This window comes from Roseibium sp. RKSG952 (genome assembly GCF_009711355.1).
Genome location: NZ_SMMF01000942.1, coordinates 26,941 through 52,127 on the forward strand (window position 1 = coordinate 26,941; position 25,187 = coordinate 52,127).

24 protein-coding genes and 1 tRNA gene are annotated in these 25,187 nt (G+C 58.1%); 8 read left to right on the forward strand and 17 right to left on the reverse strand.

The window, feature by feature from the left end:
- Positions 1 to 130: 130 nt before the first annotated feature.
- Positions 131 to 892 carry a cobalt-precorrin-6A reductase gene (locus E1297_RS28830; RefSeq protein ID WP_155144336.1) on the reverse strand — a complete coding sequence of 254 codons (762 nt, stop codon included), beginning with the start codon at positions 890 to 892 and terminating at the stop codon, positions 131 to 133.
- Positions 882 to 1,976 carry a cobalt-precorrin-5B (C(1))-methyltransferase gene (locus tag E1297_RS28835; protein WP_155144338.1) on the reverse strand — a complete coding sequence of 365 codons (1,095 nt, stop codon included), beginning with the start codon at positions 1,974 to 1,976 and terminating at the stop codon, positions 882 to 884. Before E1297_RS28835 ends, E1297_RS28830 begins: the two co-directional genes overlap by 11 nt.
- 121 nt (positions 1,977 to 2,097) lie before the next feature.
- On the opposite strand from E1297_RS28835, the gene cobA reads away from it, so the two are divergent.
- Positions 2,098 to 2,967 carry a uroporphyrinogen-III C-methyltransferase gene (cobA, locus tag E1297_RS28840; RefSeq protein ID WP_155144340.1) on the forward strand — a complete coding sequence of 290 codons (870 nt, stop codon included), beginning with the start codon at positions 2,098 to 2,100 and terminating at the stop codon, positions 2,965 to 2,967.
- Positions 2,964 to 4,277: a cobyrinate a,c-diamide synthase gene (locus E1297_RS28845; protein ID WP_155144341.1), complete on the forward strand. Its 1,314-nt coding sequence runs from the start codon at positions 2,964 to 2,966 to the stop codon at positions 4,275 to 4,277. Before cobA ends, E1297_RS28845 begins: the two co-directional genes overlap by 4 nt.
- Here E1297_RS28845 and E1297_RS28850 read toward each other — a convergent pair.
- From E1297_RS28850 to E1297_RS28895, 10 genes are all read right to left on the reverse strand, one after another.
- Entirely contained in the window at positions 4,265 to 4,894 is a 630-nt protein-coding gene (locus E1297_RS28850; protein WP_155144343.1) for a class I SAM-dependent methyltransferase, read from the reverse strand. The genes E1297_RS28845 and E1297_RS28850 overlap by 13 nt on opposite strands.
- 82 nt (positions 4,895 to 4,976) lie before the next feature.
- Positions 4,977 to 5,753: a precorrin-4 C(11)-methyltransferase gene (gene cobM, locus E1297_RS28855; RefSeq protein ID WP_155144345.1), complete on the reverse strand. Its 777-nt coding sequence runs from the start codon at positions 5,751 to 5,753 to the stop codon at positions 4,977 to 4,979.
- Positions 5,750 to 7,597 (reverse strand): precorrin-3B C(17)-methyltransferase, encoded by a 1,848-nt coding sequence (gene cobJ, locus E1297_RS28860; RefSeq protein WP_368669719.1) that lies wholly within the window; start codon positions 7,595 to 7,597, stop codon positions 5,750 to 5,752. Before cobJ ends, cobM begins: the two co-directional genes overlap by 4 nt.
- Positions 7,567 to 8,292, reverse strand: coding sequence for a precorrin-2 C(20)-methyltransferase (gene cobI / locus E1297_RS28865; RefSeq protein ID WP_196223431.1), 726 nt, complete (start codon positions 8,290 to 8,292; stop codon positions 7,567 to 7,569). Before cobI ends, cobJ begins: the two co-directional genes overlap by 31 nt.
- Positions 8,289 to 9,500, reverse strand: coding sequence for a precorrin-6y C5,15-methyltransferase (decarboxylating) subunit CbiE (gene cbiE, locus E1297_RS28870; protein WP_155144349.1), 1,212 nt, complete (start codon positions 9,498 to 9,500; stop codon positions 8,289 to 8,291). Before cbiE ends, cobI begins: the two co-directional genes overlap by 4 nt.
- Entirely contained in the window at positions 9,497 to 9,754 is a 258-nt protein-coding gene (locus E1297_RS28875; protein ID WP_155144351.1) for a hypothetical protein, read from the reverse strand. The genes cbiE and E1297_RS28875 overlap by 4 nt, the downstream gene beginning before the upstream one ends.
- Positions 9,751 to 10,413 carry a precorrin-8X methylmutase gene (locus tag E1297_RS28880; RefSeq protein ID WP_155144353.1) on the reverse strand — a complete coding sequence of 221 codons (663 nt, stop codon included), beginning with the start codon at positions 10,411 to 10,413 and terminating at the stop codon, positions 9,751 to 9,753. The genes E1297_RS28875 and E1297_RS28880 overlap by 4 nt, the downstream gene beginning before the upstream one ends.
- Positions 10,414 to 10,415: 2 nt before the next feature.
- Entirely contained in the window at positions 10,416 to 11,519 is a 1,104-nt protein-coding gene (locus tag E1297_RS28885; RefSeq protein WP_155144354.1) for a sirohydrochlorin chelatase, read from the reverse strand.
- The gene (locus E1297_RS28890; protein ID WP_155144355.1) at positions 11,516 to 11,764 is read right to left on the reverse strand and encodes a DUF6732 family protein; all 249 of its coding nucleotides are present in this window, start codon (positions 11,762 to 11,764) and stop codon (positions 11,516 to 11,518) included. The genes E1297_RS28885 and E1297_RS28890 overlap by 4 nt, the downstream gene beginning before the upstream one ends.
- A gap of 310 nt (positions 11,765 to 12,074) precedes the next feature.
- The gene (locus E1297_RS28895; protein WP_155144357.1) at positions 12,075 to 13,361 is read right to left on the reverse strand and encodes an Hsp70 family protein; all 1,287 of its coding nucleotides are present in this window, start codon (positions 13,359 to 13,361) and stop codon (positions 12,075 to 12,077) included.
- A 211-nt stretch (positions 13,362 to 13,572) separates the two neighbouring features.
- Between E1297_RS28895 and E1297_RS28900 the strand changes: the two genes are divergently transcribed.
- The 4 genes from E1297_RS28900 (at position 13,573) to E1297_RS28915 (ending at position 17,245) form a co-directional block, all read left to right on the forward strand.
- Complete coding sequence (locus E1297_RS28900) at positions 13,573 to 14,007, forward strand: DUF2946 family protein (RefSeq protein WP_155144359.1); 435 nt, start codon at positions 13,573 to 13,575, stop codon at positions 14,005 to 14,007.
- A gap of 75 nt (positions 14,008 to 14,082) precedes the next feature.
- A complete protein-coding gene (locus tag E1297_RS28905) occupies positions 14,083 to 15,510 on the forward strand; it encodes a PepSY domain-containing protein (RefSeq protein WP_155144361.1) in 1,428 nt (475 codons plus the stop codon).
- A 159-nt stretch (positions 15,511 to 15,669) separates the two neighbouring features.
- A complete protein-coding gene (locus tag E1297_RS28910) occupies positions 15,670 to 16,191 on the forward strand; it encodes a glycine cleavage system protein R (protein WP_155144363.1) in 522 nt (173 codons plus the stop codon).
- Positions 16,192 to 16,261: 70 nt separating this feature from the next.
- Positions 16,262 to 17,245, forward strand: a complete 984-nt coding sequence (locus E1297_RS28915) for an NAD(P)H-binding protein (protein ID WP_368669720.1) — start codon at positions 16,262 to 16,264, stop codon at positions 17,243 to 17,245.
- Positions 17,246 to 17,334: 89 nt separating this feature from the next.
- Here the strand turns inward: E1297_RS28915 and E1297_RS28920 are convergent, their stop codons facing one another.
- The 5 genes from E1297_RS28920 to E1297_RS28940 form a co-directional block, all read right to left on the reverse strand.
- Positions 17,335 to 19,143: a sulfatase-like hydrolase/transferase gene (locus E1297_RS28920; RefSeq protein WP_155144366.1), complete on the reverse strand. Its 1,809-nt coding sequence runs from the start codon at positions 19,141 to 19,143 to the stop codon at positions 17,335 to 17,337.
- Positions 19,144 to 19,237: 94 nt separating this feature from the next.
- Positions 19,238 to 21,037, reverse strand: a complete 1,800-nt coding sequence (locus E1297_RS28925) for a sulfatase-like hydrolase/transferase (protein WP_155144368.1) — start codon at positions 21,035 to 21,037, stop codon at positions 19,238 to 19,240.
- A gap of 232 nt (positions 21,038 to 21,269) precedes the next feature.
- Complete coding sequence (locus E1297_RS28930; protein ID WP_155144370.1) at positions 21,270 to 21,929, reverse strand: hypothetical protein; 660 nt, start codon at positions 21,927 to 21,929, stop codon at positions 21,270 to 21,272.
- 574 nt (positions 21,930 to 22,503) lie between these two features.
- Positions 22,504 to 23,376 carry a hypothetical protein gene (locus E1297_RS28935; RefSeq protein WP_155144371.1) on the reverse strand — a complete coding sequence of 291 codons (873 nt, stop codon included), beginning with the start codon at positions 23,374 to 23,376 and terminating at the stop codon, positions 22,504 to 22,506.
- Between the two features lie 353 nt (positions 23,377 to 23,729).
- Positions 23,730 to 23,819 (reverse strand) — tRNA-Ser (locus tag E1297_RS28940).
- Positions 23,820 to 24,107: 288 nt separating this feature from the next.
- On the opposite strand from E1297_RS28940, the gene E1297_RS28945 reads away from it, so the two are divergent.
- On the forward strand, positions 24,108 to 24,434 hold the full coding sequence (locus E1297_RS28945; protein ID WP_155144373.1) for a hypothetical protein: 327 nt from the start codon (positions 24,108 to 24,110) through the stop codon (positions 24,432 to 24,434).
- Positions 24,435 to 24,488: 54 nt separating this feature from the next.
- The gene (gene msrA / locus E1297_RS28950) at positions 24,489 to 25,139 is read left to right on the forward strand and encodes a peptide-methionine (S)-S-oxide reductase MsrA (RefSeq protein ID WP_155144375.1); all 651 of its coding nucleotides are present in this window, start codon (positions 24,489 to 24,491) and stop codon (positions 25,137 to 25,139) included.
- The last annotated feature ends 48 nt before the right edge of the window (positions 25,140 to 25,187 follow it).

A 25,187-nucleotide genomic window follows, 5' to 3' on the forward strand; every position in this document is an offset into this window, starting at 1 on the left:
TCCAAAGGTACTAATGGCCAAGTGCTTGTTTGATGTCTTGTCGTAGACATCCGGCAATCTGCTGACCGGCACAATTCGGTTGCAGTGCCTTGGCGTTGAATGAAGCATTGGGCTGTCCTCAAATGTTCCCTCAGCTTGTCGGCTTTAGTGCTTCGGTGACCCAGTCGCACAGACCTTGCACGGATTGCGCCGCCGGAACCTCGGGAAGGCGGGGGCGCTCGATCATGATCACCGGCAGCTGCAACCGGTTTGCGGCCTCGATTTTTGCATATGAGCGCATGCCTCCACTGTTTTTGCAAACGATGTGATCGATGCCATGCGCTTGAAAGAGGGCTACTTCCTCGTCCACGGTCTGAGCAGGGCGGCTCAGGATCAGCTTGCAGTGATCCGGCAGCACAACGGGCGGAGCTTCGATCATGCGCGCTAGAGCAAAGACATCGGTACGATCGGCAAATTGCCCGATCTCCTTGCGCCCGACGGCCAGGAATGCGCGCGCGTGATCCGGAAGCAGGTGCCTTGCTTCATTAAATGATGCCGCCGGTATCCAGTTGTCACCCCGCTTTGGGACCCAGCCCGGCCGTTCCAGCCGGATGAGGGGGCAGGACAGTGATTGGGCAGCAATTGCGGCATGCTGGCTCATGCGTGCGGCAAATGGATGGGTCGCGTCGATCAGCAAGGAGACGCCACTGTCGGCCATGTAACGGGCCAGTCCTTCCGGTCCGCCGAAACCGCCAACCCTTGCCGGAACCGGCAGGTCCGGCAGGTCCTGAACGGCCCCTGCAAAACTCGCCGTAATCCGTGCGTGGGGAAGCCGGTCTGAGAGTTGACGCGCCAGCTGACGGGCTTCGAACGTCCCGGCGAGCAACAGGATATGAGGATGGTTAACCGTCAAAACCGGATCTGCCCGTTACATGTCCCTTGCGGTCGACAATCAGGACCTCAATGTCTACCGGTGCCTTGCGAAGGATGCCGCGTACGGCTGATTTGGTCCTGACTGCAAGAGCGGAACTGATGTCGGCACCGGCCGCAGTTGCGAGATCAAGGACCTCCTTGGCGGTGTTTGCAGTCAATGTCCGTTCAATCAGGGGCTCCGGTGCACCGGTCTCTTGCAGCAGGTCGGCGAGGAATTCGAAATCGACCTGGCTGCGGGCTGAATGCAGATCCATGGCGCCTTGGGCGAGTTTGGTGAACTTGGCAAAACCGCCAGCCATGGTGAGTTTTGGAACCGGATGGGCCCTCAGGTATTTCAGCATTCCCCCGGCGAAGTCGCCCATGTCGAGATAGGCCGCTTCTTCAAGCTCATAGCGGGCACGTACGGCATCTTCGGACGTTGATCCGGTTGCGCCGACCACATGGTCCAGCCCGGTGGCGCGGGCAACATCGATGCCGCGATGGATCGAGGCAATCCAGGCCGCGCAGGAAAACGGACGCACGATGCCGGTCGTGCCGAGCACGCTCAATCCTCCGACGATGCCGAGACGGGGATTGAGTGTCTTGAGGGCAAGGTCCTCGCCTCCCTTGATCGAGATCTCGATCTCGACCATTCCGGAAAACGGCAACTCTTGACGCACTTCCTCGACCGCGGTTTCCATCATTTTGCGTGGAACCGGATTGATGGCAGGTTCTCCGGGCGGGATCGGAAGGCCCGGCCGGGTGACCACGCCGACCCCCCTGCCGGCCAGAAAGCGCACCCCGCCACTATCCGGGGCAATGCGGACCGTGGATGTAATTTCCGCGCCATGGGTCACATCCGGATCATCTCCGGCATCCTTGATGATGGTTGCGTTCGCCGTGCCCTCCGAAAGGCTGTGGCGGCACAGGACAAAGTCTGCTTCGGCCCCTTTGGGCAAGGTAATCTTTACCGGGTCCGGAAAGCGGCCGGAAACGAGTGCGGTCAAGGCGGCTTTTGTGGCCGCTGTTGCGCAGGCACCCGTCGTCCAGCCGCGCCTTAGTTCCGTCGGTTTTTCCCGTGTCATGCCGGACTTATAGCCGGTTTTTCGTGCCGTGCACCTTTGCATTTCCCTTCCATGTCGCAGACAGGTCGAATTTGACCGGAACCGTGCTTGGCGTAGGTCTCTGACGGGAGTACAAAAGGGCATGAGCGACGCATTGCATCTTCCCCAAAGTATTGGAAACCTGCCGGAATTCGAACAGGGGTGGGTTTGGCTTGCTGGTGCTGGTCCGGGTGACCCCGGTCTTTTGACGCTTCATGCGCTCAACGGTTTGCGGCAAGCCGATGTCGTTGTCTATGACGCATTGGTCGACAAGAGCATTCTTGAATGGGTCAAGCCGGGCGCGCTTGTGGATTATGCGGGCAAGCGCGGGGGCAAGCCGAGCCCGAAGCAGCGTGATATCACACTGAAACTGATCGACTATGCAAAGGCTGGCAAGCGCGTCTTGCGCCTCAAGGGCGGCGATCCCTTTGTCTTCGGGCGAGGCGGCGAAGAGGCATTGGGACTTGTTGGTGCCGGTGTGCCGTTCCGCATCATTCCCGGCATTACCGCCGGGATCGGGGGCATGGCTTATGCCGGCATTCCGGCAACCCATCGCGATACCAATCAGGCTGTCACCTTTCTAACCGGACATGACCAGACCGGTCTCACTCCTGATGCAATCAACTGGGAGGGAATCGCCAAGGGCTCTCCCGTGATCGTGATGTATATGGCGATGAAGCATCTGGATACGATTGCCGGCAAACTGATAGCCGGTGGGCGGTCTGTGGATGAGCCTGTGGGTATCGTGTGCAATGCGTCTTTGAATGGACAGCGGGTTCTGGAAACAACGCTCGGGACATGTGCCAAGGATGCTGCTGCTGCGGATCTGGAGCCGCCAGCGATTGTCTGTGTCGGCGAGGTGGTCCGGTTGCGCGCGGGGCTTGACTGGCTGGGGGCAATGTCCGGGAAGGTTCTGATGTCCGATCCCCTGAACCTTCATGAGACGGCCGGTTCGGCCGTCCGTTCCGGATGAGCCATCCTGCAAGAGGGTTTTTGATCGCGGCACCGCAGTCCGGGGCTGGCAAGACCACGCTGACGCTTGCGCTTTTGCGTGCGCTGAAAAACGCAGGCAGATCGGTGGCCTCGGCAAAATCCGGGCCGGACTATATCGATCCGAAATTCCACGAAGCAGCATCCGGCTGCACATGTATCAATCTCGATGCCTGGGCGATGGCGCCAGAGGTCTTGCGTCAACTGGCATGGGATCATGCGCGTGGAGATGATCTGTTGCTCGTCGAAGGGGCCATGGGGTTGTTTGACGGGGCTGCAAATGGAAGCGGATCTGCCGCGGACTTGAGCGTGCATTTGGGGCTTCCCGTCGTTTTGGTGGTTGATTGTGCCAAGCAGGCCCAGTCTGTCGCCGCGCTTGTGGCCGGTTTCCGGAATTTCCGGACCGGTGTGGCGGTGGCTGGGGTCATTTTGAACCGGGTTGGGAGCGTGCGTCATGAAAGCATGCTCCGTAATGCGCTTGATCCGCTGGATGTGACAGTGGTTGGGGCAATCCCGCGCAGTGAGGCGTTACGTCTGCCGGAACGCCATTTGGGACTGGTTCAGGCTGGCGAACATCCGGATCTCCCGGCCTTTCTGGATCTGGCTGCGGAAATCTGTGCCGGTCATCTCGACCTTGGGGCTCTGGAAGCACTGTCCGAACCGCTGGGACCTGCTGGTCACAAAGCGGGTTCCGTGTTGCCGCCGCCCGGTCAGCACATTGCCGTTGCAAGCGATATCGCCTTCGCCTTTGCCTATCCGCATCTCTTGGAGGGCTGGAAGAAAGAGGGGGCCGAAATCAGCTTCTTCTCACCTCTGGCCGACGAAGCGCCTGACAGCCACGCTGACGCCGTATACCTGCCGGGCGGCTATCCGGAACTCCACGCCGGTATTCTGGCGCGTGCAGACCGGTTCAAATCGGGGGTGAGGACGGCCGCGTCACGGGGCGCGCTGGTCTACGGCGAATGCGGCGGTTACATGGCCCTCGGCGAGGGCTTGATCGATGCGGACGGCACCCGGCACGGCATGATCGGACTGTTGCCCCATGCGACAAGCTTCGCGACCCGGAAGCGGCAGCTCGGATACCGGTCAGTGACACCGCTGGCCGCCATGCCATGGCAAGGCCGTTTGTCGGCTCACGAGTTTCATTACGCTACCATCGTTTCCGAGGGACCGGGAGAGCGTTTATTCGCAGCGCGGGATGCCGAGGGCAATCAGTTGCCGGAAATGGGGCTGCGGTGCGGGTCTGTGATGGGCTCGTTTGCCCATGTGATTTCACAAACTCAGGTGACCTGAAGGATCACCAACTGGCACATGATGCCTTCCTTGGTGTGATAGGGGCTCAGTGTAATCGACAGGACGGAGACGGACCGCCCGGCCTCCAGTGCCTCGACGTGGTCCTTGAAGCCGTCAGCTTCCCAGGCACTGTCGCGCACCGTGATGACGATTGGAGCACCCGGTTTTGCGATCCGGATCAGGTTGTCCAGCCCTGCCGGACCGACATGGCCACTGGTGAAGACGCCAGCGCTGACGATCCCGTCATAAGTGTCTTCCGCGAACTGGTTGAGCGGGCCCGTCAGATCTGCCTCGCTGAGTTGGCGGTAGATCCCGCGTCTTGAGGACAGCACCAGCATTTCCGGTGTCAGATCAACGCCGTCAATCGTGAGCCCGGTACGGCGTTTTCTCAGTTCTGCTCCGACCAGCCCGGTTCCGCATCCGGCATCAAGCACTATCGCCTTTTCGCCGATATGGCGTACCAGGGCTTCAGCCGCGATCCGGGGGGCGACATACCCGATCGTCTCCAGAAGCTCCTGATCGTAAACCTCGCCCCATTCCGTATAAAACTGCCTAATGGCATCCGGATTGCCATCCAGGGCGATGGCGCGTTCAAGTAACGGATTCTGTCCGGTCATAAGGGATCCTCGCATGTCAGGATTTGTCCAGCCTATGCGAAGAGACCTTATGGATGCAAATATCTATAGTTGCATTTATGGATTATGCTCTTTTTGCTTTCTTCTTTGGCCGCAAAACGTGGACATGATCCGCGTCATAGAGCGCGCTGTCCCGGAAGTCCGCTTCCGGTTTCAGGGCGTGGCCGACAAAAATCAGGGCAGTTCGGGTGATTTTCGCTGCCCGTACCTTGTCCGCGATGGTCGAAAGCGTGCCGTGAATGAAGGCCTCGTCGGGCCAGCCGACCCGGTAGGCCACGATCACCGGGCAGTCGGCACCGTAATGCGGTGACAATTGTCTCTCGATTTCGCGCAGGTTGCGGATCGACAGATGGATTGCAAGTGTCGCCCCGCTTTTTCCAATCGTATCCAGATCCTCGTTGTTCGGCATGGCCGAGCTTTGCATGGTCGTGCGTGTGACGATCACGGTTTGCGCGACTTCCGGAATAGTCAGCTCGGTCTTGAGGGCGGCGGCGGCGGCTGCAAAGGCCGGTACGCCCGGCGTGACATCATAGTCGATCCCGAGTGCGTCCAGCCGGCGCATCTGTTCCGCCGTCGCACCATAGATCGAAGGATCGCCGGAATGAACCCGGGCAACATCCTGCCCCTTGTAATGGGCGGCCTTGATCTCCTCGATGATCTCCTCAAGGGTCATTGGAGCCGTATCGACGACCCTTGCGTCTCCGGGGGCCGCGGCAACGATCTGCTCGGGCACCAGAGAGCCTGCATAAAGGCAGACCGGGCAGGACTGGATCAGTTTCAGGCCGCGAACGGTGATGAGATCAGGGTCGCCCGGTCCTGCGCCGATGAAATGAACCGTCATGCCGCATCTCCTTGTTGTTCTTCGTGTTTGGGAGCATCAATCCGCTTGGCATAGCCGCGTGGGGTGTAGACGAAGCTATTGCCATCGCCCCGTATCCGGGCCCGCGAATTGGACGAGCCGACCAGAACCGTGGTCAACATGTCGACTTCATCGACGGTCAGGGCTTCAAGGGTGGTGACCCGGACCGTTTCTTCCGGGCGTCCGAGATTGACCCCGAGCACGACCGGGGTATCTGCGGGCCGGTGCTGCAACAGGATTTCACGGGCTGCGGCCAGCTGGGTCCGGCGGCGTTTGGACACCGGATTATAGAACGCGATCACGAAATCACCTTCGGCAGCCGCATGAAGCCGCTTTTCGATGGCCTCCCACGGGGTCAGCAGATCTGAAAGGGAAATCGCGCAGAAATCATGACCGAGCGGCGCTCCGATGCGGGCCGAACAGGCCTGCAAGGCGGAAATTCCCGGGGCATTGGTAATGCTGACACGTTTGGCCGCATCGGAAACGCCACCATTGTCCGTGTCCCGGTCGAGCAGCTCGTAGACCAGCGCGCCCATTGCGTAGATGCCGGCATCGCCTGAGGAAATCAGGGCGACATTCTTTCCCTTGCCAGCCTCTTCTAGGGCAAAGCGGACCCGGTCCTCTTCGGCTCCAAGCGGGAAGTTGTGATGGATCTTGCCGGTGATGTGCGGGGCGACAATGTCGAGATAGAGCGAATAGCCGACAACATCTTCCGCCCGAGACAGAAGCCGGGTTGCTTCCGGCGTGCGCCAGTCATCTGCGCCCGGACCGATGCCGATGACCGACAGGTGCCCGCGTGCCCGGCCAATGGTGTCCGGGTCGAGCGGATGCGGCGCGCTGGCAATGGCGAGCGTGGCATTGGCGGTTTTCTGCTTTGCAAGGATCAGCTGTCCGTCGTTGCCAACAGCAGCCAATGCGGCGCCCTCACAGACACCGTGGCAGCCGACTTCGGCAAACACCACGTCCGACGGGTTCATCAACCGGGGTGCCTGGGTTTCCAGCTCCGAGGCCGTGAAAACACGGAAGGGAACGCCGAGGTGCGCGCTCAGGGCTGCCATTGCCGCCTCATCGGCCTTGAGGTCGATGCTGGCCACGCAGGCAATGGCCCCCTTGGCGATGCCGGTGGCTTCGAGGTGTGCCTCTGCAAGATCGATCAACTCGTCCGAAGCGCATCCGCGGGCGCAGCCAACGCCGAGCACATGTGTTTTCGGATGATAGACAAGCCGCTTGGACGAGCCGGTTTCTGCCGCTTCCGTGATGAAGATGGAGAGCGTTGCGCCATCATCGCGTTTCAGGCTGGCATTTGCCAACCAGCCCGCTTCGCCTTCAATCCGGACACTCGCGCCCGAGAGAAGCTCTGCCATGACCGGTTTGGCATCTTGCGGGTTGGCGAGCACCCATCCCTTCGGCGGTACATCCAGCGCGATGCCGAGGGCGGTATCTCCTGCGGTTGTTATGGCTGCGTGGCCCTCAAGCATATCTGCCAGTTTGCGTGCAAGGTCATTGGCACCGCGATGGCCTCCAAGCAACGGCACGATGCTCGCACCATCTTCGGAAACAGCGATGACCGGCGGTTCCTCCCGCTTGTTGCTTAAGGCAGGGCCGAGTGCCCGGATCAGGATGCCGCTCGCGCAAACGCCAATGATCGGATGTCCTTCCTCAAAAAGGCTCCGGATATGGCCCAACGTGTCGGAGAAATGATGATCTGCCCCGTCGACACGGCCTTGAAGCCCATGGAGAGCGGCCCCGGGAAGTTCCTTGGCTATCCGCTTGGCGGTCTTGAGCCCCGCAGCATTCAGGACGAGAAGGATGGCGGAAGCGTCCACGCTTCGTCTCCCTTGTAAATGAGGATCATTGAAAAATACGGTGCGGTCTCGCTCGTCACATCGGCGAGGCGGTGAACCTGTTGTTCAGGCAAGCTGGCGCGTTCCACATAGCCAGCGTGCTCAAGAAGTCCCATGTCGGCAAGCAGTGCCTTCAACCGTTTGACATGACGCCCGACCTTCATGATCGCAACCGCTTGCGCGGCCTCGACCTTTTCGCGGATTTCTCCATCGGGCAGGGGGCCGGGAATGACCGTCATCACGTCCGTGCGAGCCGTCAGCGGGCGGCGCAGTTGGGCTGCACAGGCGGTGAGCGAGGTCACGCCGGGGACGACTTCGCAGGCAAAACGCTCGGACAATCGCTCGTAGAGATACATGAAGGAGCCATAGAAGAACGGGTCTCCCTCGCACAGGGTGATGACATCTTCACCGTTCTCCAGCGTGGCTGCGATTTCAACCGCAGCCTTGTTATAAATCTCCCGGGCGGGAAACCGGTCCACGCGCATCGGCACGATGATCGGGATTTCGCGGGCGCCTTCTGGAATAAACCGCGCGGCAATGGACCGGGCAAAGCTTGGACCGGTGTCCGGTGCCGGATAGGCGATCACGCGGGCAGATGAAATCAACCGGTGGGCCTTCAGCGTCATCAGGTCCGGGTCGCCCGGTCCAAGGCCAATACCGTAAAGCGTACCGGTCATGTCTTGATCAAACTCCATTGGGTCACGGGCATCAGGGGGCGCCAGCCGGTCAGCCCTCCGACGGCACTGGCTCTTTGAACGGCAAGCCGGGTCAACTCGCCGCCGTGGGTTTGCCACGCGCTCATCAAGACGGCCTCGCCTTCAAGGGTCACCGCATTTGCCACCAGGCGTCCGCCCGGTTTGAGCGCTTCTTGGCATGCTGCGACCATACCGTTTGCTGTCAGTCCCCCGCCGATGAAAACGGCATCGGGACGCTCCAAATCCGTCAAGCCGGCAGGTGCACTGGCATCGCGCAGCTCGAACTGCGGCACCCCAAGGGCCAAAGCGTTTTGTTCCGCCATGTCTCGGCGCTGTGCATGGGGTTCAAACCCGATGGCCCTTGTCCCCGGGGCCGAGCGCAGCCATTCAATGCCCACCGAGCCGCAGCCGGCGCCGATATCCCAGAGAAGAGCACCCGGGTGTGGCTGCAGGGCCGCCAGCGTGACCGCCCGGATTTCTCGCTTGGTCATCTTGCCGTCATGGATGAAGGCGTCATCCGGCAGGCCGGATGTCCGGGTCAACAGCCGGTGACCGGGGGCGGGCACACAGTCGATGGCAAGGGTATGAAGATCGGCGACTTCTGCATGCCAGGTTTCGGCTGTTGCGGAGAGACGGCGCTCCCGGTCTCCCCCCAGATGCTCCAGAACCGTCATGGCGGACCGGCCATAGCCTTCGGACCGGAGCAGGGCTGCGACTTGGGCGGGCGATTGCGCATTGCTGGTGAGTGCCAGAATGCGGGCACCGGGGTAAAGGGCAGCCCGCAGGGTGTCGAGCGGGCGCCCGTGAACGGAAAGACAATCGGTCTCCTGCAAAGCCCAGCCCATGCGCGCAGCGGCGAGCTGAAACGCCGACGGGCTTGGAAGAACGGTCATGTTGTGCGCGGAAAAATGCCGCGCCAGACTTGAGCCGATGCCATACCATTGCGGGTCACCGCTTGCGAGAATGGCGACGTTTTGGCCGGAAAGCTGCTCCAATGCGTCATAGACATGCGCAAAAGGGCTCGGCCACAGGCGTTTTTCGCCGGATATCTCTCCGGCCAGTTCAAAATGCCGCTCACCGCCGTAAACAACACTTGCTTTTCCAAGTGCTGTCCGCCCGGCTGCCGCCATGGAACCATCTTCCCCAATGCCGATCAGGGTCAGCCACGCGGAGCTTTTGGCAGTCGTCATTTCGGCTCCACCAGCCTGAAGGGCTTCGGGTGATGTTCCGGCGCAAGTTTTGCGGGCTGCCCGTCTGCGTTTGCGGTTGGCATCCGTGAGCCGCGCGATTTGTGATGCGCCTTCGGGCCGGCCTCTTGAGCGGGGGAAACCTGCGTTGTGCCCGAAGGATTCGACAGGAACCCGCGGGATTTCATTGCAGGTTTGCGGGATGCCGATTTCATTTTGCCCGGAGTGCTCTTCCGTTCGCTCTGGCGTTCGCTCATCCGGCGGTCTCCTCGGGCAGGCCTGCAGCCAGTCCGTTGACGGCGGCTGCCGCCATGGCAGAGCCGCCCCGGCGTCCACGAATGGCGAGATAGGGGATGCCGAACGGATTTGCGATCAGCGCGTCCTTGCTTTCCGCTGCACCGACAAAGCCCACGGCAAATCCGAGAATGGCTGCGGGTTTGGGAGCGCCCTTGCCGATTTGCTCGAGCAGGTGAAACAGGGCGGTTGGTGCGTTGCCAATGGCAACGACCGCACCGCAAAGCCTTTCATCCCAAAGATCAATGGCGGCCGCGGAACGGGTTGTTCCGATATTCCTAGCAAGATCCGGCACTTCATCACGGTTCAGGGTGCAAACCACGTCGTTGCGTGCGGGGAGAAGCCGCCGGATGATGCCGTTTGCGACCATTTCCACATCAGTGAAAACCGCAGCTCCCGCCTGAAATGCAGCATGAGCCACCTGCCCGACGCCCTCCGACCAGGCCAGATCCTCGACAATGTCGACCATGCCACAGGAGTGGATCAGCCGGATGGCGACCGGCCTGAGCGCTGGCGGCAGGCTGTCAAGTTGGGCCTCTTCACGCACGATCGAAAAGGACTGCCGGTAAATCGCGGCCGGGTCCTTTTCATATGTGTAAGGCGGGCTTGCGGTTTCCTGCATGATCAGGACTTGGCATCCATCGATTTCGGCCCGAGCGGATGGTCCGCATGCGGATAGGGGTGATGGTGGTGCCCGTGATCGTGGTCGTGATCATGATGGTGGTGATCATGCCCATGCCCATGGTCATGATGGCCATTGCCGTGATCGTGGTGGTGGTGATCCTTGGCGGCGCGGACCTGTTTTTCGCATGCGCCGGTGCAGATCTCCTCGCAAAGCTGGCATTCGGCTTCTGCGCCGAGCCCTTCCACGTGGTGGTGATGGCTTTCCTGTGCCAGACCGATTTCCGCCTCGAAGCCCAGCACCTGTTCCCGGTACTTGCACATCTGGCAATTCATCAGGTTTTGTCCCTGCAGGATTTCCTGAACCCGGTCAGCCATTGTGTCGATCACCTGCGGATGATCATTCAGATAGCCGGCCTTCAGGAACTCGATACCTGGATTTTCGGCTGCGACCTCGTCGGCGGCTGCATAGATCCGGGAGACCAGAACGCCGGTGAACAGGAAATACGGGAACACGATCACGCGCTTGTAGCCAAGCTTGGCCGCGTGTTCGAGACCGGGGGCGACCAGTGGAAAGGTCACGCCGGAATAGGAAGTCTCCGCCCAGCCGAAGCCGAAGCCTTCCCACAACAGACGGGTGATCTTGCAGACATTCGAATTCGCATCCGGATCAGAAGCGCCACGTCCCACCACCATCAGCAGTGTTTCGTGCAGTGGCACATCTGTTTCCGCGGCGTCGATGGATTCCTGGATACGGGCAGCGGCCGCCCGCACCATACGGGTATCGACAGCAAGCTCGCGGCCATAGGAGATCTGCATCTCCGGGTGCATGGCCTGATAGGTGTTCAACACCGAGGGGATATCGTTCTTGGCGTGACCGGCGGCGAACAGCATGCCCGGAACGGCCAGAACGCGGGTGCAGCCCTGCTCGCGCAATTTGTTCAGGCCGTCATGGATCACCGGATTGGCGAATTCGAGATAGCCATATTCCACGGGCCAATCGGGGAAGCGCGCCTTCAGGCCTTCGGCGAGCTGCGCGAATTGCTTGACGGCACCCTTGTTGCGGCTGCCATGGCCGCAAATCATCAAACCGAGTTTCTCACTCATGATGTTGCCTCGGCCTCCGGCTTGTCTGCATCAACGGGGCCGGCATCGGCATCGTTCCCGGCGGAGTCATTCTTCCGCCCTTTGAGGGCAATCACACCAGCGACAAGGGAAGCCCCGGCCAATGCGGCAATTCCGACCCAATGGGAATGTCCTGCGAGTTCGCCGATATGGCCAGCATGGGCAAAAGCCACGGCCGGCGTCAGGGCCGCGCCGGATAGGGCGGCAAAGCCGATCAGAGTTTTCAAGGTGACGTCTCCCTCGTCCATCACCCGTGGCTTTTCAGCGAAAGCACACGAGCCTTAGTCACATCCTTTATCGGAAGCGTCCAAAAGGGAGAAAGCAGGCGAGCGACATCTTGAGGGGTGCGTATGTCCCTCAAGACTGGTCTCTCGTCGACAGCTCCGGACTTGGTCCCCGATATGGGTCGACCGCAACCGGAATCGCTTTCAGTCCCTTGGGGGACGCCGTCCTGTGCGCGCACCCTAGACAAGGCATTGAAACCGATCAAGCGCAGATGCGACCGGATCTGACCAAACCCCGCCGTCTTACCGGTTGTTAATGTACAGCCCAGTCCGCAGCGTCGTCACGGGTGCCGATCATGGCCAGCCCCTTGGCAACAGAGGTCAGCTCCTCGCCACCGGAAATCCGGTCGGCACCGAAGCGGGTCTTGAACTGATTGCGCAGGGCAGGCACGAAGGAGGTTCCGCCCGTCAGGAACACGTGATCAATGTCCTTGTCCGCAAGACCCGCCCGGGCAAGTGTCTGGTCAAGTGCGCGGTCCATCCGCTTCAGGTCGTCTGCAATCCAGGTCTCGAAGTCGGAGCGGTTAACGGAGGCGGCGAAGTCCTTCCCAAGGGGGGCAAACCGGAGTTCGGCGCTTTCGGCGCTGGACAGTTCTGCCTTGACGCTGGAAACCGCCTTGAACAATGGATAGCCCTGATCCTCGTCGACCAGATCTACGAACAGTTCCAGCTTGTCCTGATCCTCGCACCAGCGCAGCAGTTTTTTAAGTTCCTTGTAGTCCTGTGAGGTCTTGAAGATCGACAGCAGGTGCCAGCGGGCAAAATTGGTGAATAGGTTCGGCGGAACCTCAAGCCGTTTTCCCATGCTGGAGTAACAAGTGCCCTTGCCGATTTCCGGCAGGATCACCTTGTCCAGAATGCGGTAGTCGAACGTGTCTCCGGCAATGCCGATACCGCCGCGTCCGAGAGGGTCGGCGGTCAGGATGTCCCCGGACTTGCGGAACCGCATGAGCGAATAGTCGGTCGTGCCGCCACCGAAGTCGGCCACCAGGATTGTTGCGTCACTGGCAAGGCGGTCGGCAAAGGAAAAGGCCGCCGCCACCGGCTCATAGACGAACAACACGTCCTCGACGCCAAGCCGGGCCAGTGTGTTTCGATACCGGCTCATGGCAAGGCCGTCATCCGGTGAACTGCCCGCAAAAACGACCGGGCGCCCGACCACCACGCGGGTGCCTTCGGGAAACAGGGTTCCGGAAAACCGGTCCCGCGCGCCGGTCAGGAAGGTTTCCATCAGGTCTTCGAATTCAAAGCGGCTCCCGAACACGCCGGTCCCCTTGAACAGGGAACTTGCAACAAAGGTTTTCAGCGACTGGATGAAGCGGACATCGTCCAGACTGTTGAGGAACTGCTGGATCGCCCATGGACCGACTTCCGGATGCGGTTTTTTTGCCGGCCCGCGGTCGAGAAAGCACAGCACGGTCGGCAGGCTGGCGGCCGTCTCTTCCGTGCCGAATGCAACGGTTTGCAAATCGGCAGGGTCATCGCCGGAAACCACCACCGTGTTGGAGGTGCCGAAGTCGAGACCAAGAGAATTGGGCATGTATTAGCCTCCAAAAGCGGCGCCTCCGGCAAGCAGCGGCTTGGCCGGACGAAGCAGAACGGGGTGTGTCTTGAAACGGGGGCGAAGCGTATAGTCCGGACAGGCGGGCAGCGCAACCCGTCTTGTCGATTTAAGACCGCTTTCTCTCACTGACCGCTGCGGCCAGTCGACGCGATTGTTTATTGATAAAATTTCATATACGCGATTCTGTATGAGGGAGCTGAAGTCAAGGTCGGGCCGGAAGAGGCAAATTGCGCGAAAGGCGAATTGGGCCAAGGTGGTCTTGCGCCTGCTGCTCCTGCCGTATGTACTGATTTCCCTGATTCCGGCTGGCTACATGCCGGATGTGGCCGATGATGGTCAGATCAGTATCACGATCTGTACCACAAATGGTCTGCAGACCCTTTTTCTGAACGAAGACGGCACCTTCGACCATGGCAGTCCGGGTGGTGAAGAGGAACCCCGCACAGCAGATGCGTTGTGCGCCTTCTCGGCCCTGTACCATGTTGCCGTATTGCAACCGGATGATCCCGTTCCGCACGTCACAGCCGTAAAAACACGCATTTCGGCTGCAAAATCCGACACGGGCGTCCATTTACGAAGATTTCCCCCGCTCGGCGCCCGGGCGCCACCCGTCAGCATCTGATCCCGACTGAAACTTCGATTTTTGAACTATCGCGGAGGGCCGGCTGCCGCCGATCCCTCCGCCGTGGAGATCATGATGACTGATACCCGACTGGACCTCCCCGGGTCCGCGCATGCGCCGTCGCGCCTTTCGGCCTTTGACAAGCGCTTTTACATCGCCGCCTGGCGTTGGCATTTTTATGCCGGACTGTATGTCGCGCCCTTTCTGATCATGTTGGCCGTGACCGGTCTCATGATGATGTTTATCGCCGTCTTCGATGGCCGGGACGGCGAGAAAATCACCGTCGTTCCGGGGACTGAAACCCTGTCACTGGCCAGCCAGGGTGCCTCGGCGCTTGAGGCTGTGCCGGATGGAAAGATTGTCGAATGGATCGGTGCGCCCGGTCCGGACAGGGCGTCCGTTTTCCGCATAGCTGCCGGCGGCGGCCATCAGATGGTTGCCGTCAATCCCTATAGTGGTGATGTTCTGGAGACGTGGAACCGCCGTGACGGCTGGTATGATTTTGCAGCCGACATTCACGGCACCTTGCTGATCGGTGATACCGGGGACAGGCTGATCGAGATTGCCGCCGGATTTGCCATCGTGCTGATTGTGACGGGCTTGTATCTGTGGTGGCCGCGTGAAGGCAGCCCGGTTCGCGACGCCTTCGTTCCAAAGCTCGCAGCACGCGGGCGGGCGTTCTGGAAAAGCCTTCATTTGACGATCGGCATGTATTGTTCGCTGATCCTGCTCGTCTTTTTGTTGTCCGGCCTCGCCTGGGCCGGCATTTGGGGCGGCAAATTTGTTCAGGCCTGGAGCACCTTCCCGGCGGAGAAGTGGGACAATGTCCCCTTGTCGGACGATACCCATGCCTCGATGAACCATGGGGCGATCAAGGACGTGCCCTGGGGGCTTGAGCAAACGCCAATGCCGGTATCCGGATCCACCGCAGGTGTAACAGGCTTGGGGGATGGGGTGCCGGCAACAGCGGACACTGTTGCCGCTCTCGGGCGTACGCTCGGGTTTGAAGGGCGCTACAGGGTTCAGTACCCGGGCGGTGCCGACGGGGTCTGGACGCTTTCGCAGGATTCCATGAGCAACGACTCCGAAGATCCCGCATCCGACCGTACGGTCCATATTGATCAATATACGGGCAGGATCCTTGCCGATGTCGGTTTTGAAGACTACTCGCTTCCTGCAAAGGGAATGGCTGTCGGAATTGCCTTCCATGAAGGCGACATGGGCCTGTGGAACCTCGTGCTAAACACGGTCTTTTGTCTCAGCATTGTATTTCTGAGTATCAGCGGACTGGTCATGTGGTGGATCCGCCGTCCGAAAGGGGCGGGCTTGCGGCTTGTTGCTCCCAAGCATCCGGATCACCTGCCCCATTGGCGCGGTGCCATGCTGGTGATGTTGTTCCTGGCGCTTGCCTTTCCGCTGGTTGGCCTGACCCTCATTGCGGTTCTGGCGCTGGATATTCTGTTCCTGTCGCGTATTCCCTTCGTGAAGCGCGCCATAGGTTGACAAACACCAGACTGACAAACAATCCGGGGCGGCGGTCTCTGCCGCGCCGGAGCGGGCAGTGGCTTGGGAAGAATTGTCCCGGCTTCCCAAATTCCGTCTGCTTCAGAGCGCTAAAGTCTGCTAGCGTCCTCCCATGACAACAAAATCAGGGAGGTTGTGATGCTGAACCATCTTGTGTTCACGGTGATCGCAAAGGACCGGCCCGGGCTCGTCGAGCGGCTTGCCGAAGCGATTTCCGAGGCCGGGGGCAACTGGGTGGATTCGTCGATGGCCCGCCTCGGCGGGGAGTTTGCCGGGATCGTCGGCGTCGATATTTCCGGTCAAAAAGTGGACGCGCTGCGGGCCAGTTTTGATGCGCTGGCAAGCGAAAGCATTGCAATTACATTGCGCTCCGATCTGAAGCAGGTTGAGCCGGAGACTGGCCAAAAAGCGCAATTGGATCTCTTGTCGCGCGACCATCCCGGCATATTGCTTCAAATGACAAGCGTCCTGGCAACCCATAACGTCAGCATCGAAAACCTTCAGACGTCTGTTGAGCCCGGATCAATGGATGGCGGGCCCATGTTCAAGGCCGAGGCCGAACTGCGGCTTCCTGCCGGTCTTTCGCCGGAAGCCTTGAGTGACGCCCTTCAGGAAACGGCTGCCGACCTTATGGCCGATATCAGCCTGGTCGAGGAATAGCGGAAATAAGTGACATCGCAGGCAAGCCGCGGCGACTGGTCAGAACGAGGTCTTGTTTGGGGAGGATTGCGTGCACGTTGCCAAAAGTGAGAAGCTTCGTGTTCTGCTTTTCGGCGCGACCGGAACCATCGGTCGGGCGGCTCTGCGCGCCATGCAGGACGATGGTCACGAGATTGTCTGTGCTTTGCGGCCCGGTACAACCGGCCCGGCGGATATTCCGGGCGCCCGGACCCTGCAAGCCGATGTCACCAATCGGGAGGCGCTGTTTTCAGAAGCCTTTTCCACGGAGCACTTCGATGCGGTGGTATCGTGTATGGCATCCCGAACCGGCATGCCGAATGATGCATGGGCCATCGACTGCCATGCCCATTTGAATGTCCTGAAGGCGGCGGAAAAAGCGGGGGTCGGCCTGTTTGTGCTTTTGTCTGCAATTTGCGTTCAAAAACCGCGTCTGCAGTTCCATTTTGCCAAGCTTGCATTCGAAAAGGTTTTGAAATCCTCGGCGATCAACCACGTTATCGTTCGCCCGACCGCCTATTTCAAATCCCTGTCCGGGCAGGTCGCGCGGGTCAAGGCCGGGAAACCGTTTCTGGTCTTCGGCAATGGCCGCGCGACAATGTGCATGCCGATCAGTGACGATGATCTTGGTCGGTACCTCGCTGATTGTCTGACCGATCCGTCACGGCTCGACAGGACCTTGCCGATTGGCGGGCCCGGGCCTGCGATCACGCCGATGGACCAGGGGATCTGTCTTTTTGAGGCGCTGGGCCGGAAACCGCACTTCAGGCATGTGCCGCTGTTTGCGATCAAGTCGATCGCCAAAGGGCTGGGGCTTGCCGGAACCGTGCTCCCGGCGCTGGCGGACAAGGCGGAATTTGCACGCATTGGAGCATATTACGCGACCGAATCCATGCTGGTGTACAACCCGGAAACCGGACACTACGACGCTGACGCGACACCGTCTTTCGGGACCGAGACCTTGTGTGATCACTATGACGCGCTGTTGGCGGGGAGAGCGCATACCGAGCTTGGGGCACATCGCGTTTTCAAGTGACACCGCCAAAAAGCTTTCTTGCTGGCGGTTTTATCCGGGGCAAGCCGTGCCGGGTTTAGGTCTCGATCCGACTGTTTCAGGACGCAAGTTCAGGTGAACAGGCTGCGCGGCAGGAAGCTGCCGTCGTCCGTGCCGACTTCCTTGTCGATCAGCTTGTTCATCAGGTCATTCATGCGCAGTATCAGATCCTTGTACACCTCGGGTTCCAGCGCGAGATTGAGCAGTTCTTCTGTGTCCTTTTCCAGGTCGTACAGTTCCAGCTCGTTGTTTTTCAGGATTTCTTCCAGCGTTGTGGGTTGATTGAAATTGTCTGGAGCGAAGTAGCGCGAGAACTTGTAGCGGCCATCGAATACAAAATAGATGAAGCCTTTCAGAGAGACATCCGGCTTCAGCTCGGTAAAGGGCGGAACCCATTCCTGTTTGGCGACATAGACGTTGGCAGCCTTCATATAGTGCCAGTCGACGGTTTGCAGACCGACATAGTTAAAGAGGATTCCCTCCCGGACCGCGTTGGTATCCGCGTTGTCGGGATCTTGCAGCAGGCTGCTGAAATCAACTCCGGGCAGACCTTCAATGGCTTTTTTCCGGTCGGATTCCTGTTTGTTGGTCATGCCGACCAATGTCGGTATCAGGTCGAGGTGACTGGTGATGGAATGGCAGTTCCGCCCCCCGGGATGTTCGGGGTGAACGATGACCTGGGGCACATGGGTTTCCTCCTCGTAAGGCAGGGGCCCCTTGCCGCGCAATCCGCCGTGAGAACCGCCTAGTTCGCCATGGTCCGCCGTGCGCATGACGACGGTGCTGTCCCAAAGATCCAGCGCAGAGAGTGTGTTCAACACGGTCTGCAGGTTCCGGTCGTTGTCCTGAATGAGGTTGAGATAATAATTGTAGTAGATATCCCACATGTCCGGTTTGTCTGTCGGGATAAACCCGAGGAATTCGGACCAGCCTTGCCAATAGGCCCATTGGGCTTCCGGCCGTCCCTTTTCTTTCAGCGGCTGAAAATGGGTGGGGGAGGGCGGAAAATTCCACTTCTTCTCAAAGTGCTCGTTTTCCGGAGGAGGGGTCAGCCGCATTCCGACGGCAGATTCCTGAATTTTTTGCCCTGCCGTGTTCGCATCCGCATACATGATGTCATGCGGGGAAACAAAACTGACAACCATAAACCAGGGGATTCCCTGGCGGTTGAGATCGTGGGCATTGGTCCGGAGCCAGCGAACCGCTTCGCTCCCGGTATACATGTCCGTATCATACGCCTGATCCGGACCGCCGATCTTGTCGCCATCCGGGGCGAACCGGTCAAAGCCGTATTCCTTTAAAGACTCCAGATAGTTGATGTCGTTTTTCGGGTAGATGATGTCCTTGCGCAATTCGAACTTGCCGAAATAGGCGGTCTGATAGCCAAGCGCCTTGAAAATGGTCCCCATGCTTGGCTTGTCTTTGGGAAGGCTGGGAACGTAGCCCAGTTCCATCTGATCATAGATGCCGTTGATTTGAGGTGGTTGACCCGAGAACATCACCCCGCGCGACGGTGTGCACATGGCTGACCCGATATAGTGCCGGTGAAAGGTCGTACCGCGCCGACGGAGTTCTTCCCGCGCCGGCAAGTCATACCCTTCCGTCGGGCGCAGATGATAGGCTTCTTCATCTGAGATAAACAGGATCATGTTGTAGGGATGATCAGGCGCCGCAGTGCGTTTCGCAGAAAATGTCTTCGTACCCGGCGCCAGGTTAGGCGACGTCGCATAGTCTTGTGCTGATGCATTGCCACCAGCCAGAGCGCCGGCGGCCAAGGCGACTGTGCCGGTTTTCAAGACACTGCGCCGGCTTATGCCGGAACCATCTGGCCTTGTGTCGGTCTTATCTTTGCGATCACTTGGTTCAGATTTGTTGTCCATAATCAATCCCCTTCAAACCTGCCTCGGTATCGCAACAACACCTCGATCCGGTTTTGCGAATCGAAACCGGGCAATTGCCCACGGGAACCCTGCTCTAGGTGAACAGGGCCTTTGGCAGGAAACTGCCGTCATTGTTACCGACTTCCCGGGTAATCAGCTCGTTCATCAGCTCATTCAACCGAACGATCAGATCCTTGTTGGCATCGACCTCCATGCCAAGGTTGATCGTTTCCTCCGGGTTGCTTGCAAGATCAAACAACTCGATATCGTTGTTGGCGAGCAAGTCATCGACCGTCGTCGGGGTGTTGAAGTTGTCCGGAGCGTAATAGCGGGCGAACTTGTATCGTCCATCAAAAACGAAACTGACAAAGCCGCGGAGCGATATGTCGGGCTTGTGCTCCGTGAACGGGGGCACCCAGTTCTGCCTGGCGACATAGCCGCAAGCATATTTCATGTAGTGCCAGTCGACGGTCTGCAAACCGACATAGTTGAACAGGACCCCTTCGCGGATCGCGTTGACCGGGGCCGCGTCCGGGGCATTGAGCAACCCGCTGAAGTCCCGCCCGGGCAATCCGCGCAGTACATTGGCCTGTTTTTTCTGGTCTGCATTCGTCAGGCCGACCATTGTCGGGATCAGATCCATATGACTGGTCAGTGCCTTGCAATTCCGTCCACCCGGACGTTCCGGATGCACGATAACTGCCGGAACATGGGTTTCTTCCTCGTAAGGGAGCGGTCCTTTTCCGCGCAACCCGCCATGGGATCCGCCAAGTTCACCATGGTCTGCGGTCCGGATGACAACGGTTGAGTCCCACATTTCGAGTGAGGATACCGTGTCGATGATCTGTTTCAGATTGCGGTCGTTGTCGCGAATGAGGTTGAGGTAGTAATTGTAGTATGTATACCACATCTGCCGTTCGCCGACCGGAATGGTTCCCAGAAACGCGGACCAGCCTTTCCGGTAGGCCTCCTGCGCCTTCGGCCGGCCTGGTGCGTCGATGGGTTCAAAATGGGTTGGCGATTCGGGGAAATCCCAAAGGGTCTGATAATGGGTATTGTCGGGCGGTGGCGTCAGGCGCATGCCGACTTCAGACTTCTGAATGCTTTGCCCCGGCCCATTGGTATCGGCATACATGATATCATGCGGGGACACGAAGCTGACCACCAGCAACCACGGCTTGCCTTGCTTGTTCAGCTCTTGCGCATTCGTGCGTAGCCAGCGCGAAGAGGCGCCTTCGGTATACATGTCCGTATCGTAGGCCTGGTCAGGGCCGCCGACCTTGTCACCGTCAGGGGCGAATGTATCAAACCCGTAGTCTTTCAGGGCATCGAGGTAGTTGATATCGGTCTTCGGATGGATGATGTCCTTGCGCAGTTCGAATTTTCCAAAATAGGCGGTTTCGTATCCAAGGGACTTGAAGATCGTGCCCATGCTGGGCTTGTCAGCGGGCAGGCTCGGCACATAGCCCAGCTCCATCTGGTCATAGACACCGTTGTTTTGCGGAGCTTGCCCGGAAAACATCACGCCGCGGGACGGTGTGCACATGGCTGACGCGATATAGTGATTATGAAACGTGGTCCCGCGTGCCATCAGCTCTTCGCGAGCGGGAAGGCTGTAGTCCGTTGCCTTTCTAAGACGATAGGCTTCTTCATCCGAGATGATCAGGATCATGTTGTAGGGCCGGTCGTGGGATGACTGCCGGCTTGCCGGATGGGGTTGTGACTTGTCCGAGGATTGTGACTGGGCCTGAGCGAAAGCCGGGGCGCTGAGCGTACCAATTGACAATGCCGCTGTTGTGCCACCTTTCAGGATGCCTCGGCGGGTCACACCATCAGGCTGCTGGTCATCATTCGCGAGGGGCTTTTTGTCTTCACTTGCCTTGTCGTCCTGCATGAGGGTCCGTCTCCCTTGCCACTTCGTTCAGGAAACTCTAGCCGGGAAGTTCACCCTGGGGAATGCATAAAAGGATTTTGCGTTACCGGAACCGGTTTCACGCGCTGGCAGCGGCCCGGAGGCGGGGCATTCAATGCCAGCCTGGAGGTAACGCGGGAGCAAGCTTTGGAATTCAAGAACGCGCATTGCCCGTTAGCCGGGCAATGCGCCTGTCAGAGAGATGCGCTGCATTTCATTGTGCGAGGAACGCGAGTTCCGCGGTCAGCATCATGTCTTCCGTCAAGGGGGCCTGGCCGGTAACCAGATAACCGACAAGAGTGGCAAGAGTGACGAATGAAAAGCACTCGCAGCCGGCCCGCACCTTTGGCCATTTTGTTTCTGCAAACTTGTTTGACATCCGCAGGGCCTTGTCTCCCCAAAACTTCAATCCGGTATAGTTGAAGATCAGGTCGAGGACAAAAAGCGACCACGCCGTCAGGATGCGGTAGAATAGGAAACTGCCGCTAAAGACCGCGAAAATCACAGAGGCGGCTTGCACATACATTTCGACCAGTTTGGGACAGCGCAAACTGTTGGACGCAACACCTACAAACCAGAAACAGTAGGCTGCAATGACAATCGGGGGCTCGTTGTGGCCGAGTGGCTGGATTGGTTCATGTGGAGCAAACAGGAGCTGCGTTTCACCGCTTTGATACACATACCCGCCGAGCACACCTACAACCATCAACGTATTCAGGACGTTGAGATATCGCTTGTTCCGGAGCGAAAACAGGATGAAACCGGATGCTTGAAAGGCGAGAAAGCTGTATAGCGCGATCTTTGCCACACTGTTCACATTCACGATGCCGGAAATAAGTCCCGGAAACGCAACAAGTATGGCGATTGCCAGCAAAAACGATCCTTCAATTAATATTAACTGAACAAGGCGGTCTGATTTTCTCCCGAGTCCAAACGCAGTTAAAGTTAATATAGGAAGTAATACAACTTATAAAAGTAAAAAGTATTTTGACTCGTCAACAGTTGACATGATGACAAAGCAAAAAATTAACGTGGCGAAGAAAATCGCAGCATATTTGAATATACTGTCTCTATCAGTGCGCAGAATGGTCTGTTTCCCCTTAATTTATATCTTTGATTTCATCTCTTATTAGGTGGATATCAAAGATATATAAGTAAGAAGTCGTAATTTCTCTGTACATTAAATGTTAACGTAAAATTACTGCGCGGTTAATTAATTTTAATATTGTTAGTGTCACTACATATACGTCACTAGTGCTTAATACTTATCGACTGATAAGGTTATATACTTAATTATCGCGATAAATTGTTATGTATCAATACTAGGGAAGTCCATCGCCGGATGATTTTTTCTGTAAATATGCAGAAAAGCGGAGCGCAAGCGTTTGCGCTCCCCTTTTTGTTCCGGTCCGCGTCCTGCCGGTGTCAGGTTTTTCCGCCAGTCCTGCCTAGCGGAGACCGGCGGCGAGTTCGGCTGTCAGAATGAGGTCTTCTGACAGTTTTGCCCGTCCGGTGATCACGTATCCAACCAGGGTTGCGAGGGAGACGAAAGAGAAGCATTCGCAACCGGCCCGGAGTTTCGGCCATCTGTTGGTGGCAAACCGGTTGGACATTCTGAGTGCCCGTTCACCCCAGAACTTCACACCCGTGTAGTTGAATATCATGTCGAGTACGAATAGGGACCATGCGGTCAGGATCCGGTAGAACAGGAAGCTGCCGCTGAATATTGCAAAGATGACCGAGGCGCTGTGGACATAGATCTCCACGAGCTTCGGGCACCGGCTGCTGTTTGCGATTACGCTTACAAACCAGAAGCAATAGGCGGCAATGATGATAGGCGGTTCGTTGTGCCCCAAGGGCTTGATCGGCTCATGTGGTTCGAATTGCAGGTGATCCGGCGCGCTTTGATAGATATAGCCGAAGAAAATCGCCATCGCCATCAATGAGTTGAAGATGTTGAGGTATCGCTTGTTTTTGTAGGAGAACAGCGCGAACCCGCAGGCCTGGGCAAAGATATAGGCGAACAGCGCAACCTTGATCGCCAGGTCAACATCGATGATGCGCGCCATGACATCCGGAAACGCGATGTAGGTTCCAAGCACCAGCAGGAAAGTGCCCTGGATTGCTATGAGCTGGATCAACCTGCCGGACTTTCTGCCCATCCCGAACGCTATGGGGACCAGCGTGGGCAAGAACAGGACCAGCGACAGGAGCACGTATCTGGAGTCATTGACTGCGAGTTTCACGATATAGCAGAAAACCAGGGCTGCAAGAAAAAGGAATGTATATTTGAAGATGCTGTCTCTATCCGTCAGTAACATTTTCAACTCTCCTTCACGTACCCATCAGGGATTGCATAGTTTAAAGTAATAACCGAGGTATTATAAGTATTAATACTTATAATACGTGATTACCCTTAAACATTACAGGTGCATTACTGGAAAGTGAACGAAAATTAATACGTGGATGTCCGTATTTTTCTGTTTGTCTTGTAAGTGTTTTTACTATTCTATTTAAAATAGAATATTGATGCCTTCCATGTGCCAAAGAGGGGTCTCTGCTCGCATTCTGGCAGCGGTTATCAAAAAGGGGCGAGGAAGGGGTGTTGAGCCTGCGTGCGGAAATGGCAGCAGGTGACGGCTTCAGTCGCTCAATAAATTTGTTCACGGAAAAATGGCGGACAGAGAGGGATTCGAACCCTCGATACGGTTGCCCGTATACACGCGTTCCAGGCGTGCGCCTTCAGCCACTCGGCCACCTGTCCGTCTGAAGCGGTAACCCCGCTTGAGAGTTGCGCAATATACTCATGACTTTCGTGAGCGCAACCACCTTGAAAAAAGAAATTGCAGACCTTCAGATTGCCTGTGGAAGAGTGCCCGAAAAGCGGCGCTCCGCCGCCCCGGGAAGTGACCGGTTTGTTCAAGATCGGCTCACGATACTGTGCAAATTAACCGATATTGAGCTGGAAGGTGCGCGCTGTATATGTAGACCGGGCGCTGGCAGCCTTGTGTTGGGGCGGGTCGCGTCTCAATGCTCGTCAACGGATGGATGAATGATTGCTCTGATCAAGTTTGTTTTCCGGTTGTTTGGCCTGATTTTGGTTGCAATCTCGGTGGTAGCACTTGTTGCAGATGGCAGCCGGTCGATTGCCAGGTCCGAACTGGTCTTCATGCCGCTTGGCCAGGCTTGGTTCAATTTCTCCCCCGAAACACTCAATCTGGCCCAGGCGGCAGTTCAGCGCCATGTCAGTCCGTTTCTCTGGGATCCGGTGATACAGACGCTGCTCACCCTGCCCGTGTGGGCTGTTGCGGGACCCGTCGGTTTGCTGTTTCTTGTGACAAGCGCGCGGCAACGCCGAAGGGGTCCGGTATTGACCTGAGGACTGGGGCGGATCCGTCCGCGCTGCGCAAGAGGACATCGTGCGGAGGGCGGCATGTCTTTCATGACCATGCTTTCGAAAAGATTTGCGCTCCCGGAGCGGCACACAGCCTTGCCGGGCCGCCCTGTGCCACGGTTGCCCGGCGGGCCGCATGAAGTATCGGGAAGGGCTCTGGTGCCGCCTTATCCGGAGGGGTCCAGAATATTGCTTGCCGGGATGGGCCGCTTCCGCTCGGCAGAGCAGCTGTTTTGGTCCGTTCCCGGTGTTTTTGTCACTGCTGCAGGATATGCGGGCGGATACACGGAAAATCCGACCCACAATGAAGTTCACACAGGCCGCACCGGACATGCCGAGGTGGTGCAGGTGGTCTATGACCCGGCCAGTACGGATTTGGAAGCTTTGCTTGCGTTGTTTTGGGAAAACCATGATCCGACACAAGGGATGCGCCAAGGCTCTGACCAGGGCACGCAATTTCGCTCGATCCTGATTGTGGAGGCTGACGACCTGGCATGTGCACAAAGCTCCTTGTGCAGGTATCAGGCCGCACTTTCGGATGCCGGTGTGTCGCGGCCCATTACAACCGTTGTAACTACAGACAAGCCGTTTTATTTCGCTGAGGACTTTCATCAGCAACAGGCTGCGAAACAGCCGTCTGCCGTTCGAAAACCCAAGGGGATTGGCATACCGTTTCCCTTGCATGTGTGATGCTTCGCCGCCGGGTCTCTGAACAGCGTGGTCTGCGGATCAGCTGCC

Excerpts from the sequence above, each read along its gene's own strand:
- cobM (WP_155144345.1), bottom strand. The coding sequence starts at position 5,753 with ATGACGGTTCATTTCATCGGCGCAGGACCGGGCGACCCTGATCTCATC.
- E1297_RS28945 (WP_155144373.1), top strand. The coding sequence starts at position 24,108 with ATGATTGCTCTGATCAAGTTTGTTTTCCGGTTGTTTGGCCTGATTTTG.
- E1297_RS28875 (WP_155144351.1), bottom strand. The coding sequence starts at position 9,754 with ATGAGCGAACGCCAGAGCGAACGGAAGAGCACTCCGGGCAAAATGAAA.
- E1297_RS28900 (WP_155144359.1), top strand. The coding sequence starts at position 13,573 with ATGAGGGAGCTGAAGTCAAGGTCGGGCCGGAAGAGGCAAATTGCGCGA.
- E1297_RS28910 (WP_155144363.1), top strand. The coding sequence starts at position 15,670 with ATGCTGAACCATCTTGTGTTCACGGTGATCGCAAAGGACCGGCCCGGG.
- E1297_RS28880 (WP_155144353.1), bottom strand. The coding sequence starts at position 10,413 with ATGCAGGAAACCGCAAGCCCGCCTTACACATATGAAAAGGACCCGGCC.
- E1297_RS28885 (WP_155144354.1), bottom strand. The coding sequence starts at position 11,519 with ATGAGTGAGAAACTCGGTTTGATGATTTGCGGCCATGGCAGCCGCAAC.
- msrA (WP_155144375.1), top strand. The coding sequence starts at position 24,489 with ATGTCTTTCATGACCATGCTTTCGAAAAGATTTGCGCTCCCGGAGCGG.
- E1297_RS28925 (WP_155144368.1), bottom strand. The coding sequence starts at position 21,037 with ATGCAGGACGACAAGGCAAGTGAAGACAAAAAGCCCCTCGCGAATGAT.
- E1297_RS28845 (WP_155144341.1), top strand. The coding sequence starts at position 2,964 with ATGAGCCATCCTGCAAGAGGGTTTTTGATCGCGGCACCGCAGTCCGGG.
- E1297_RS28895 (WP_155144357.1), bottom strand. The coding sequence starts at position 13,361 with ATGCCCAATTCTCTTGGTCTCGACTTCGGCACCTCCAACACGGTGGTG.
- cobA (WP_155144340.1), top strand. The coding sequence starts at position 2,098 with ATGAGCGACGCATTGCATCTTCCCCAAAGTATTGGAAACCTGCCGGAA.
- E1297_RS28850 (WP_155144343.1), bottom strand. The coding sequence starts at position 4,894 with ATGACCGGACAGAATCCGTTACTTGAACGCGCCATCGCCCTGGATGGC.
- E1297_RS28835 (WP_155144338.1), bottom strand. The coding sequence starts at position 1,976 with ATGACACGGGAAAAACCGACGGAACTAAGGCGCGGCTGGACGACGGGT.
- E1297_RS28935 (WP_155144371.1), bottom strand. The coding sequence starts at position 23,376 with ATGTTACTGACGGATAGAGACAGCATCTTCAAATATACATTCCTTTTT.
- E1297_RS28905 (WP_155144361.1), top strand. The coding sequence starts at position 14,083 with ATGACTGATACCCGACTGGACCTCCCCGGGTCCGCGCATGCGCCGTCG.
- E1297_RS28920 (WP_155144366.1), bottom strand. The coding sequence starts at position 19,143 with ATGGACAACAAATCTGAACCAAGTGATCGCAAAGATAAGACCGACACA.
- cbiE (WP_155144349.1), bottom strand. The coding sequence starts at position 9,500 with ATGACGACTGCCAAAAGCTCCGCGTGGCTGACCCTGATCGGCATTGGG.
- cobI (WP_196223431.1), bottom strand. The coding sequence starts at position 8,292 with ATGACCGGTACGCTTTACGGTATTGGCCTTGGACCGGGCGACCCGGAC.